Source organism: Lichenifustis flavocetrariae (assembly GCF_026130545.1).
Taxonomy (GTDB): Bacteria; Pseudomonadota; Alphaproteobacteria; order Rhizobiales; family Beijerinckiaceae; genus Lichenihabitans; species Lichenihabitans flavocetrariae.
In genome coordinates this window covers 14,715-27,186 of record NZ_JAMOIM010000016.1, presented here as the reverse complement: position 1 = coordinate 27,186, position 12,472 = coordinate 14,715, and the positions used below count along the sequence as shown (strand labels likewise).

Genomic DNA, 12,472 nt, shown 5'->3' with positions numbered 1-12,472 from the left:
CGATGGAGTTCCATATGCGTCGATCGATCATCTCTGTTGCCATCCTGGCCGTCTTGGCGGGCCTCTCCGCTCCGGCCATGGCGCAAAACCCGACAGCAGCGGGCGCGGCCAGCGGAGCCGCGACAGGCGGCCGGGTCGCCGGGCCGGTCGGCTCCTTCGTGGGTGGTGTCACGGGAGCGGCTGTGGGCACTGCCGGTGGTATCGTCGATGCGGTCACGTCGCCCTTTCGACCCCGTCACCGCTACGAGGGTCGTCGCATGCGCCGCACCACCTGCGTCACACGGCCGAATGGCACACGCCGCTGCCGGACCGTCCGTTACTGAACGGTTTCGCCACCTTCTGCGATTGAGAGGGTGAGGAGCACGATCGCGACGACCGCGACCGCGAGCACAAAAGCGATGGCGGCGACCATCACATTGCCGGCAATCACGGTCATGATGGCAAGCCACGCCAGGACGGCATTGCCGACCAGCACGCGAACGAGCACGGGCCAGGGGCCGCACCGCTGGGCTGCCACCTGGTAGAAGTGGCTGCGATGGGGCTCCCAGATTCTCTCACGGCGCTGGAGCCGGCGGAGAAGCGTGATGCCGCTATCGGCGATATAATAGAGGGGTAGAATGACCGCGGCCGCAAGCGCCCCCGGCCCTGCGGCGGCGTTGCCGGCGAGACAGAACAACGCATAGGCCAGCAGAAAGCCGATCGGCAGCGAGCCCACGTCGCCGAGAAAGAGCCGCGCCGGAGGCCTGTTGAAAGGCGCGAATCCGAGCAGCCCCCCCAACAACCCGAGTGCCAACAATCCTCCCGCCGGCGGAAGAAATCCGGATGCCGCGAACAGTGCCAGGCAGGCCGTGACAGGAACCGCCTCGGCGACCGTGATCCAATCCATCCCGTCCATGAAATTCGTCAGATTGATGAACCAGGTGCCGGCAATCACCAGAAGGCCGAATTCGAGCTCGGCGGGCATCCAGGCAAATACGCGTGTGCCCTCGGGCAGCATCGCGACGCCGACACTCATGAGGACCAGCTGTATGATCAACCGGGGCAGGGGGGGCAGCGGGCGTATGTCGTCGACGAAACCGAGGAGGCCCAGCCCCAACGCGGCAGCCAGGACCGCGAAGAGCCGGTTGCTCTGAGCTTGCGGCAAATTGAGCAGGAGCGCGCCACACCCGGCTGCGACCGCGCAGGCCAACTGCACCGCGATCCCACCCCCTTGTGGGGTCGGCACGCTGTGGAGGCCGCGCGCACTCGGTCGTGCCAAGGCGTAGCGAAGGAGCCAGGGCTTGAGAACCACGATGGCGGCCGCCGAGATCGCCGCGGCCGCGATGAGCAAGGCCGGCCAGGCGAGCAGCCATGCGTTGGCTCCTGTTGCGATTTCCGTCACGCGTTCCCACCCTTGCATGCATGCGTGTTGGATCCATCCGCATGCACTCGCCCGTTGCGGCCCCTCGGGGTGCCGGTTAGAAGCACGGGCCTGAACGCCCGGGACGCCGTCACTCTATGTCTCAACCCTTGACCCCTCACCTGCGCCGCCTCGAAGCGGAGGCGATCCATATCATGCGGGAGGTCGCGGCCGAATTCGCCAATCCGGTCATGCTCTATTCGGTCGGGAAGGATTCGAGCGTGATGCTGCATCTCGCCCTGAAGGCCTTCTATCCGGCCAAGCCGCCGTTTCCCTTGATGCATGTCGACACGACCTGGAAGTTCAAGGAGATGATCGCTTTCCGGGACGAAGCCGCGAAGCGCGCCGGCATGGACCTCATCGTGCACATCAACCAAGAGGGCGTGCGGGCCGGGGTCAATCCCATCGCCTCGGGATCGAACGTCCACACGCAGGTGATGAAGACCGAGGGGCTCCGTCAGGCCATGGACAAGTACAAGTTCGACGCGGCCTTCGGCGGCGCACGGCGCGACGAGGAAAAGAGCCGCGCCAAGGAACGCATCTTTTCCCACCGGTCGGCCACACATGCGTGGGACCCGCGCAATCAGCGGCCCGAACTCTGGCATCTGTTCAACACCCGCATCAAGGCGGGCGAGTCGATGCGGGTATTCCCGATTTCGAACTGGACCGAGCATGACGTATGGGACTACATCCGCGCCGAGGACATCCCGGTGGTGCCGCTCTACTTCGCGGCCCGACGTCCTGTCGTTGAGCGCGGCGGCACGCTGATCATGGTCGATGACGACCGTCTCCCGCTCCATCCGGGTGAGACGCCGCAGGACGTCATGGTGCGGTTCCGCACCCTCGGCTGCTATCCACTGACCGGCGCCGTTCCGTCTGAGGCCGCGACGCTCGACGACATCATCATGGAAATGCGCAACTCCACCACCTCGGAGCGCCAGGGTCGGCTGATCGACTCGGACGAGGCGGGATCGATGGAGAAGAAGAAGCGCGAGGGCTATTTCTGATGACCGCCGTACGCCCTGCCGATGCACGCCCCACCTTACGTTTTCTCACCTGCGGCTCGGTCGACGATGGCAAGTCGACGCTGATCGGGCGGCTGCTCTACGAGCAGAATTCCATCTTCGACGATCAGCTTTCGGCGCTCGAGCGCGACTCGCGCAAGCACGGGACGGTCGGCGAGGACATCGATTTCGCGCTTCTGGTCGATGGCCTGGAGGCTGAACGTGAGCAGGGCATCACGATCGATGTCGCCTACCGGTATTTCTCGACGGCACGCCGTTCCTTCATCGTGGCCGATACGCCAGGTCACGAACAATACACCCGCAACATGGCGACCGGCGCCTCCAACGCGGATCTCGCGATCCTGCTGGTCGATGCCCGTAAGGGCCTGCTTACGCAGACCCGTCGGCATGCCTTCATCGTCTCGCTGCTCGGCATCCGCCATGTGGTGCTGGCCGTGAACAAGATCGATCTGGTGGGCTATGACCAGAGCATCTTTACAGCCATCGTGACGGCGTTCGAAACCTTCGCGAAGGACCTCGGCTTCAAGACCATCACGCCGATCCCGCTTTCGGCGCGGTTCGGCGACAATGTGTCGGAACCGAGCCGCAACATGCCTTGGTATCAGGGCGTACCTCTGCTGACCGCGCTCGAAGACGCCGACATGTCGGACGACAAGGCCGGCAAGTCCATGCGGTTTCCGGTGCAATGGGTGAACCGGCCCAATCTCGACTTCCGTGGTTACGCGGGCACCATCGCCAGCGGGTCGATCGCCAAGGGTGACACGATCGTCGTGGCCAATTCGGGCAAGTCGACGCTGGTGGAGCGGGTGATCGGTCCTGGTGGCGATGTCGAGAGGGCTGAGGCCGGGGAGGCCGTCACTCTCACGCTGCGCGACGAGGTTGATATCGCGCGCGGCGATATTCTGTCCCATGCCCAGGACCGCCCGATTGTGGCCGACCAATTCGCGGCCACGCTCATCTGGATGTCGGACGAAAAACTGCTCCCCGGCCGCTCCTATCTGATGAAGCTCGCGACCCGGACCGTGCCGGTCACCGTAACGTCCCTCAAGCACCGGATCGACGTTAACACGCTGGAACAGCATATCGCGGCCAAGACGCTGAGTTTGAACGAAATCGGCCTCTGCAATCTGGCGGCATCGACCGCCATCGCGTTCGATCCTTATCGCGAGAATGCCGACACCGGCGCCTTCATCCTGATCGACCGCATGACAAATGCGACGGCCGCCGCCGGCCTCGTCGATTTCGCCCTGCGCCGTGCCACGAATATCCACACCCACGACCAGACCGTCACGCGTTCGGCCCGGGCGATCCTCAAACACCAGCATCCGGCGATCCTGTGGTTCACCGGCCTGTCGGGATCGGGCAAGTCGACCGTCGCCAACATCGTTGAATCTCGGCTCCATGCCGTCGGCGTACATACGACGCTGCTCGACGGCGACAATGTCCGGCATGGCCTGAACAAGGACCTCGGCTTCACGGATGCCGACCGCGTCGAGAATATCCGCCGGGTGGGCGAGGTCGCCAAGCTGATGACCGATGCCGGTCTCGTGGTGCTTTGTTCCTTCATCTCGCCTTTCGAGGCCGAGCGCCGCATGGTGCGCGGGCTCGTGGGCGACGGCGAGTTTCTCGAGATCTTCGTCGACACGCCCATCGAAGATTGCATCGCCCGTGATCCCAAGGGTCTCTACAAACGGGCGCTTGCCGGGGAGATCCAGAATTTCACGGGGGTGAGCCACCCCTACGAGCGCCCGAACAGCCCCGACCTGAGACTTGCCACACGCGGACACACGCCCGAGCAGCTGGCCGATCAGGTGGTCGCATTGCTCGAAGCGCGAGGGATTTTCGGCGACGCCTGGTGGTCGCTGCGGGAAGGCGAGGGGATCTGAGTCACGGGAAGACGTGAGGTAGTGTGTAGATCGCGTCGGGTCGCAGTGCCCGGACGCGGACCTATATCCCGCGCGAATTTGACGAGGGGCTTAATCAGCACCGCGAGTCCCCTTGCCTACGAGCACCGCGACCGCAGTTACTAGAGTTTTCACAGGACCAAGGCGGTACCAGTCAGCTCACATCGCTCACGGAAATCGTCGGGGAGTCATGGGCTCAAGTGTTCAATTCAGCGCTACGAGGGCAGCGGACACGATCCACTAAGAACAGGACGTGAAGCTGGTAATCTCTACTGCCTTCCGAACAACCGTTCGATGTCTGCCAGCTTCAACTTGATGAACGTGGGGCGGCCATGATTGCACTGGCCGGAGCCGGGGGTGCGCTCCATGTCGCGCAGCAGCGCGTTCATTTCCTCGACCAGCAGGCGACGCCCGGCTCGAACTGAATGGTGGCATGCCATGGTGGCCAACACGTGGTCGAGCTTTCGTTCAAGCGGCTGCGTATGGCCGTCGGCCTGCAGGGTTTCGGCGACGTCACGCACCATGCCGGCGATGTCGCCTTTGGCGAGTTCGGCCGGGACCTCACGCACCGTCACGGCACCCGGCCCAAAGCTCTCGACCACCAAGCCCAGTTCGGCGAGGGTGTCGGCCTGTTCGAGGACATCCGCAATGGCTTGAGGGTCGAGCTCCACAACGACGGGGATCAACAAAATCTGCCGCGCGATGCCGGCCGCAGCCCGCGCCTGCTTCATCCGCTCATACACAAGGCGCTCATGGGCCGCATGCTGGTCGACGATCACGACGCCATCGTGGGTCTGGGCCACGATATAGGTTTCATGCAATTGCGCGCGCGCCGCACCGAGGGGCGTCGTTGCTTCGGCGTCAGTTGGCACCTGATCCCTCACTGTCGTCGGGTGGGGAGTGACAAAAAACGGTTCGTCGCGGCGCAGGTCCGCCGAAGGTCTGGCGAAATCTCGGAAAGACCGCTGGGCCTGCTCCTCGAAGCCCGCCGGGGCCTGCGGTGAGGCGGCGGCCGACCAGGCGCTCTCGGAGGGAGTCTCCCGGCGCAACATCGGGTCCCCGAACACCTGCCTGACGCGGTCCACGCCCGTCGCAGCGGCGCGGTGAATGGCACCGCCGATCGCCTCCCGGATGGCGCCGACGATCAGGCCGCGGATGAGGCCGGGATCACGGAACCGGACCTCGGCCTTGGCCGGATGGACGTTGACGTCAACCTGCTTGGGGTCGCAGCTCAAGAATAGCGCCACCACGGGAAAGCGCTCGCGCGGCACATGATCGATATAGGCGGCGTGGACCGCGGCGATCAGAACCTTGTCGCGGACCGGCCGGCCGTTGACGAAGAGATACTGGCTTTCCCGCGTGGCGCGGTGAAAGGTCGGGACGGCCGCAAAGCCCGAAAGCGCCGCGCCCTCGCGCAGCGCGTCGAGCGGCATGGCATTCTCGACGAAGTCCGTGCCAAGGATCTGCCCCAACCGCTCCAACAGCCCCGCCGGCGTTGGCTGGCACGCCTGCCACTCGAAGCCTGAGAGATGGTCGCCGCTGAGGCTGAAGCGCACCTGCGGCGACGCCATCGCAAGGCGCCGGATGACGCCCGCGACGGCCTGCGCCTCGGTGCGATCCGACTTCAGGAATTTGAGCCGCGCCGGTGTCGCGCCAAACAGGTCGCGCACTTCGACCGTCGTTCCTGGGGGACGGGCGGCCGGAACGACTGGGCCCTTGATGCCAGACTCCACGACCAGCGCATGGCCGGTCGCGCCAGACGTGAACTGGCGCGTGCTGATGTCGAGCCGCGCCACCGCCCCGATCGAGGGAAGGGCTTCGCCGCGAAAGCCGAGCGTCGCGATGCGGCCGAGATCACCGTGGTCGAGCTTGGAGGTCGCATGTCGTTCGACCGCGAGTTCGAGATCGTCGGCCGACATCCCGCCGCCGTCGTCGACGATCCGGATCAGGCTGCGGCCGCCGTGCTCAATAACGACGTCGATCCGGCCGGCGCCCGCGTCGAGCGCATTCTCGACCAGCTCCTTCACGGCCGCGGCCGGCCGTTCGATCACCTCGCCGGCCGCGATGCGGTCGATCAGAATCGTATCGAGGCGACGGACGGGCATGGCAGAGCCGCTTGTGTTGACGATTCTGAGCGGAAGGCCTTCAGAGTGAAGAGGCAGCTCTTCAACTCACGCTCTTCAATCCGTTCGCACGCCTTCGGATCAATCCTGTGCCACCATCTTGGTCAATCGGACGCCTGCGCAAGCGGATGATACTCAGGCCATGCCTTCCGGCCGCCCCACCACCGTCACGAGCAATCCACGGCCACCGAACAGGCGCTTTGCCACACGATGTGCGTGGTCCAGCGTCACGGCTTCGATCAGGCCGTTACGTTCGTCAAGGTAGTCCACGCCGATGCCTTCCGTCTGTAGATTGACGAGCTGGCTTGCGATTTTCAGGGACGTATCGAAACGCAGCGCATAGGACCCTGTCAGATACTTCTTGGCCTTGACCAACTCCTCCTCGGTCGGGCCCTCGTTGGTCAGCTTGGCGATTTCGTCTTCGATGACGGAAAGCGACTCGGCGGCGCGCTCGTTCTTGGTCGACGTCCCACCGGAGAAGATCGCGGCATGATCGAATGTGGAGAGTTGGCTATAGACCGAATAGGCCAGGCCACGTTTTTCCCGCACCTCCCGGAACAGGCGCGCCGAGAAAACGCCACCGCCGAGGATGTGGTTCACCACGACGGCCGCCATATGGTCATCGTCCAACCGGGCAATGCCATTCGTCCCGAACCGCAAGGTCGCCTGCGGAATGTCGAGGTCGATCACCTCGCGGCGCTCGCCCGGGGCGATGGCGATATCGGCGACGGGGCTGAGATGGGCCTGTTCGGGCAGATCCCCGAAGACGCGGTCGAGAATCGTGCGAAGTCGCTCGGCATCGATCGCGCCGACCACGGCGATCTTCAGCGTCTGCCGCGTCAGGAGGGAGCGATGCAGCCCTACGATGTCGTCCCGGGTCACGGCCGCCAGCGACTCGAGCGTGCCGCGCACGGGATTGCCGTAGGGATGGCTCGGGAAGGCCGCTTCCCGCCAGGCGCGGCTCGCGAGGGCGTCAGGATCCTTCGCTTCGCGCCGAAGCGAAGCGCCGATCTGGGAGCGGACGCGGTCGATCGCAGACGCATCGAAACGCGGCTCGCAAACCGCGAGGCGCAGCAGTTCGACAGCCGCATCGACGTTTCGGCTCAGCGACTTGGCCCGGCCACCGATGGCGTCCCGATCGGCGCTGAAGGAGATCTCGATCGCCTTGTCGTCGAGCGCGCGGTGAAAGGCATCGGCGTCGAGCGAGCCGGCACCTTCGTCAAGCAGGCTGGCCATCATGGCCACCGCACCGCTCTTGCCCTTGGGATCTTGCGCGGCGCCGCCGTGAAACGCCATTTCGAAGGCGACCAGCGGCACCGCGTAATCTTCCACGAGCCAAGCCGTGATGCCGCCGGCGGACCGGACGATCTGGACGCCCGCCGCGCGGGAGGCAATCCGCGGTGTCGCAAGTGTGATGGTCATGAACTCAGACTTTCGGAACGAATCGATCGAACGGCCGCCTCAGGCCGCGGCCTGCTCAGCGTCGTGCATCAGGAACCCTGTGACGCACCGGCGCTTCGTCAGCCAATGCGCGGCGGCTTGCCGAACGGCGGCTGCCGTGACAGCCTCGATGTCCTCCGGCCAGCGCGCGATGTCGGCGACCGTCAGCCCTGTCGCCAGGGAAGCACCGTACCAGCGGGCCAACGAGGCCTGCGAGTCCTGGGCGTAGACGGCATCGGCGATGAGACGCGTCTTGGCGCGCTCCAGGTCGTCCACCGCAACATCCTTGGTGGCTAGAACATCCAGCACATCGTCGATGGCCTTATCGAGTGCTTCGAGCGTAACGTCCGGTGCAGGAACGGCCCACACGTAGAAGCGGGTGTCGTCGAGAGCCGTTCCCATGTAATAGGCGCCGGCCGCGACCGCGATGCCGCGATCAAGAACGAGTGTCTTGTACAGGAGGCTGGTCGAACCGCCACCGAGGTGATGCGCCAGCACTTCAAGCGCCGCGCCCTCGCCGGCCTTCCCGGACGCATAGGACGGCACCACATAAAGCCGCTGCACGCTCGGCTGTTCGACTTTCGGATCGGCCAGCGTCACCAGCCGGTGAGCACGCGACTCAGGTTCGCGGGTCCTAACCCGTACCGGGGCTGCTCCCGATGCCGGGATCTCACCATAGGTCTTGCGGGCGAGTTCTTCGACCTCGGGGTAGGTGACGTCGCCGGCCACGATCAGGATCGCGTTTTCCGGCGTGTAAAAGCGGCGATAATAGTTCAGCGCGTCGGTCCGATCGAGCCCTTCGATCTCATGGTTCCAGCCGATGATCGGCGTGCCATAAGGATGATGCGTGAAGAGGGCGGCCTGCACGGCCTCCTGCAGCTGGGCGCTCGGATCTGTGTCCGTGCGCATGCGACGCTCTTCGAGCACCACATCGCGTTCCGGCACCACCACGTCGTCGCTCAGCACCAGATTGGTCATCCGGTCAGCCTCGAACGCCATCAAGGTGCCGAGGTGTTCCTTGGACACTCGCTGGAAGTAGGCCGTGTAATCATTTGACGTAAAGGCGTTTTCCTGCCCGCCCAGTTCGGCCACGATATCCGAGAACTGCCCCTGCGGATGCTTGGTCGTCCCCTTGAACATCAAATGTTCCAGGAAATGCGCGATGCCTGACTTTCCGGCCGGATCATCAGCCGACCCATTGCGATACCAGACCATATGGGTCACGACCGGGGCGCGATGGTCGGGAATGACGACGACTTCGAGACCATTGTCGAGCCGCCCGGACTGGATCTCTGGACCAGTTTCGGGGGCCGGATTGGACGGCGCGTCCGGCCGAAGGCCTAGCGGTGGAGCAAGGGGCGTTGAAACAGGCGCGACATCAGCAGGCATGGGGTTCACTGTTCGATACATCGGACCAAATTGCCCGCCGCCGAAACGAGGGGCGGAGTCCGGCCGGGAGGTTCAGATCACAATGTGAGAACTATTCTCAGTTTGTCAAAGCGCAGCGTCGATCATTGCGTACGATCATCAAGCCAATTGGCTGCGGCTTGATGATCCAGAAGAAACCCTCTCAGGCGACAGCTTTGATGACGCGGCCCATCTTCTCAGCGACTTCGCCGATCTGGTCCTCAGTGATGACCAACGGCGGTGTGAGGGCGAGCGTGTCGCCCGTGCTGCGGACCATGAGCCCTTCATCGTGGAAGGCGCGTTCGAGCGCGTCATAGCCGCGCGCACCGACGGCATCGGGCTTTGAGGCGAGATCGACGGCGCCGACGAGGCCGACCGTGCGGATATCGAGCACGTTCGGGAGGCCCTTGAGGCTATGGATGGCGTCGGCCCAGATCGGTTCGAGTGTCTTGGCACGCTCGAACAGCCCTTCGTCGCGATAGACATCGAGCGTGGCGAGCGCGGCCGCGCAGGCGAGCGGGTGCGCCGAATAGGTGTAGCCGTGAAACAGCTCGATCATTCTGTCGGGGCCATTCATGAAGGCATCGTAGATCCCCTTGCGGACCAGCACGCCGCCCATCGGCACGGTGCCGGAGGTCACGCCCTTGGCAAAGGTGATCATGTCCGGGATCACGCCATAGCGCTCGGCCGCGAAGGCCGCGCCAAGGCGTCCGAAACCACTGATGACCTCGTCGAAGATCAGCAGAATGCCGTGCTTGTCGCAGATCGCGCGCAGACGCTGCAGATAACCCTTTGGAGGCGGCAGCACACCGGTCGAGCCTGCCATCGGCTCCACCACGACGGCCGCGATCGTCGAAGCATCATGCAGGGCGACGATGCGGTCGAGATCGTCCGCCAGATGCGCGCCCCAATCCGGCTCGCCCTTGGTGAAGGCCTGATGCTCCCGGCTGTAAGTATGGGACATATGGTCGACGCCATTCAGCAGCGAGCCGAAATATTTGCGGTTCGACACGATGCCGCCGACCGAAATGCCGCCGAAACCCACGCCGTGATAGCCACGCTCGCGGCCGATCAGCCTCTGGCGGCCAGCCTGACCGCGGACATTGTTGTACGCGATCGCGATCTTCAGGGCCGTATCGATCGCCTCCGACCCGGAGTTCGTGAAGAACACGTGGTCGAGATCGCCCGGTGCAAGGGCGGCGATCCGAGACGCGACCGCGAAGGCCTTGGGATGACCGAATTGAAAATTTGGCGCGAAATCAAGCTCGGCCGCTTGAGCCTGGATGGCGCTGACGATCGAGTCGCGGTTGTGGCCGGCATTCGTGCACCACAGCCCGGCCGTGCCGTCCAGAACCGCTCGATTTTCCGGAGTGTAGTAATGCATGTCCTTGGCGCGGGAGATCATGCGCGGCCGCTGCTTGAACGCGCGGTTCGCCGTGAACGGCATCCAAAACGCCTCAAGGTCGTTGGGAATGTCGATCTGCTTGAGCACGGCGGACGAAGAAGACGGCATGAACGGCTCCCTGACGAGGCAGCGCGACCTGCGCTGCAGTGCAACTTTCATGGCCTGTGTAGCGGTATTGTGACAAAAGGTCGATGGCAGGGCTCGTCGGATTGGGCCGCACCCCCGCGAAAAAGGTTTTCTTTCGGCACTGGCCTTTGGAAGCCCGGCGGCGCACATGGGTCGTTTCATGTGACGCGGTTACTGACCAAATTCATCGTTCGGTAGTCGGGATCAATCCGCATCTTGACACGGCGACAGTGGGTCCGTAGCCGCCACGTATGGATCAGCAATCCCCGCCTTCCCCAGCGCCATATTCCGCCCGGATCGTCTCCGGTCTCTCCGAACTCGCAAGCGGCTATGACGTCGTGCTCAGCGATATCTGGGGTGTGCTGCACAATGGCGAGAGCTATTTCCACGCCGCCGCGGACGCGCTGACGCGGTTTCGTGCCAGCGGCGGTACTGTCATCCTCATCACCAACGCGCCGCGGCCCCACGGGCCGATTCGGGAGCAACTCGATCGTCTCGGCGTCCCGAGGTCCGCCTACGATAGCGTCGTCACCTCGGGTGACGTGACCATCGCGTCGATCGTCGAGCAAGGCGGAGCCCCGTTATTCCATATCGGTCCCGAGCGTGATCATGCGCTCTACGAGGCTGTGGCACAGGCAACCGGGACGGCCCCCCTGCTTAAGCCGCTCGCGGAAGCCGGATTCGTGGTGGCGACAGGCCTGTTTCAGGAGGAAACCGATACGCCGGAAGATTACGATGCCGATCTTGCCGTGATGCTACGGCGTAAGATGCCGTTGATCTGCGCCAATCCCGATCTCATCGTGCATGTCGGCGACCGGCTGCGCTATTGCGCCGGTGCGATCGCGGAACGCTATGCGGCGCAAGGCGGGCGGGTGATCTATGCGGGGAAGCCGCATGCCGCGATCTACCGGGCCGCGCTCGATGACGCCGCGGCGAAACGCGGGGCTGCGGTTCGCCCGGAGCGCGTCTTGGCGATCGGCGACGCGCTGCGAACCGACGTGGCTGGAGCGGTGCTGCAGGGCCTTGACGTCCTGTTTGTCACCTCCGGCATTCACCGTGACGAGTCTCACCGCACCGGTGACGGACAGCTCGATCCCGACGCCTACCAGGCCATGATCGAAGCGGCGGAGCTTCGCCCGGTGGCTGCCATTCCGGCGCTCGCATGGTAGACAGCGGCGACGAGAGGACACGAGGACAGCTCATGCGAATTCATCTGGCGGCGTTCACATTGGCCTTTCTGGCAGCTGGGCTGAGCGCGGCTCCGGCGGCGGACTATAGCGGGCCGGTTCGCCATCATCGTCATTATAGCGCCTTCGGCCGTGCGAGCGTCGGCGAATGTGTGCGGACCAGAGTCGAGACGATCGGCACCGTGCCGGGCAGTTCGGCTTCACCCGTGATTCGGTACCGCGACGGCGTGATCCAGGATTTCGACGGCGGCATGTTGGGCCAGACCGAAACCCGTCCCGGCGACCCCATTCAACTCTGCCTCGTTTCCTTCACGCGCGATTGCGGTACCGTCTTCGAGAACGAATTGCCCGGGCGGACCTACGCGACCGGCAATCTGCGCACCGGGGCCGCCTGGACTTCGCCCGACATTCGGTCGAGCTGCGCGGTTCGATAGGGGCACTCGTGACAGCCGACAG

Annotated in this window: 10 protein-coding genes; 5 read left to right on the top strand and 5 right to left on the bottom strand. The window is 64.4% G+C overall.

The features are described from left to right. The first annotated feature begins 14 nt into the window (after positions 1–14). The gene (locus M8523_RS21075) at positions 15–323 is read left to right on the top strand and encodes a hypothetical protein (protein WP_282586882.1); all 309 of its coding nucleotides are present in this window, start codon (positions 15–17) and stop codon (positions 321–323) included. Here M8523_RS21075 and M8523_RS21070 read toward each other — a convergent pair. Continuing rightward, positions 317–1,381, bottom strand: coding sequence for an MraY family glycosyltransferase (locus M8523_RS21070; protein ID WP_282586881.1), 1,065 nt, complete (start codon positions 1,379–1,381; stop codon positions 317–319). The genes M8523_RS21075 and M8523_RS21070 overlap by 7 nt on opposite strands. A gap of 116 nt (positions 1,382–1,497) precedes the next feature. On the opposite strand from M8523_RS21070, the gene cysD reads away from it, so the two are divergent. Together cysD and cysN are read left to right on the top strand one after the other, a co-directional pair. Further along, complete coding sequence (gene cysD, locus M8523_RS21065) at positions 1,498–2,406, top strand: sulfate adenylyltransferase subunit CysD (protein WP_282586880.1); 909 nt, start codon at positions 1,498–1,500, stop codon at positions 2,404–2,406. Next, a complete protein-coding gene (gene cysN, locus M8523_RS21060; protein WP_282586879.1) occupies positions 2,406–4,310 on the top strand; it encodes a sulfate adenylyltransferase subunit CysN in 1,905 nt (634 codons plus the stop codon). Before cysD ends, cysN begins: the two co-directional genes overlap by 1 nt. Before the next feature lie 287 nt (positions 4,311–4,597). Here the strand turns inward: cysN and mutL are convergent, their stop codons facing one another. The 4 genes from mutL to aptA form a co-directional block, all read right to left on the bottom strand. Then, a complete protein-coding gene (gene mutL / locus M8523_RS21055; RefSeq protein WP_282586878.1) occupies positions 4,598–6,433 on the bottom strand; it encodes a DNA mismatch repair endonuclease MutL in 1,836 nt (611 codons plus the stop codon). 153 nt (positions 6,434–6,586) lie between these two features. Continuing rightward, positions 6,587–7,873, bottom strand: a complete 1,287-nt coding sequence (locus tag M8523_RS21050) for a M16 family metallopeptidase (protein ID WP_282586877.1) — start codon at positions 7,871–7,873, stop codon at positions 6,587–6,589. Positions 7,874–7,912: 39 nt separating this feature from the next. Further along, positions 7,913–9,280 carry a M16 family metallopeptidase gene (locus M8523_RS21045; protein ID WP_282586876.1) on the bottom strand — a complete coding sequence of 456 codons (1,368 nt, stop codon included), beginning with the start codon at positions 9,278–9,280 and terminating at the stop codon, positions 7,913–7,915. Between the two features lie 181 nt (positions 9,281–9,461). Then, positions 9,462–10,811 (bottom strand): omega-aminotransferase AptA, encoded by a 1,350-nt coding sequence (gene aptA / locus M8523_RS21040; RefSeq protein WP_282586875.1) that lies wholly within the window; start codon positions 10,809–10,811, stop codon positions 9,462–9,464. 269 nt (positions 10,812–11,080) lie between these two features. Between aptA and M8523_RS21035 the strand changes: the two genes are divergently transcribed. Both M8523_RS21035 and M8523_RS21030 read left to right on the top strand, forming a co-directional pair. Then, positions 11,081–11,998: a TIGR01459 family HAD-type hydrolase gene (locus tag M8523_RS21035; protein ID WP_282586874.1), complete on the top strand. Its 918-nt coding sequence runs from the start codon at positions 11,081–11,083 to the stop codon at positions 11,996–11,998. Positions 11,999–12,030: 32 nt separating this feature from the next. Beyond that, complete coding sequence (locus M8523_RS21030) at positions 12,031–12,450, top strand: hypothetical protein (RefSeq protein ID WP_282586873.1); 420 nt, start codon at positions 12,031–12,033, stop codon at positions 12,448–12,450. Positions 12,451–12,472: the final 22 nt, after the last annotated feature.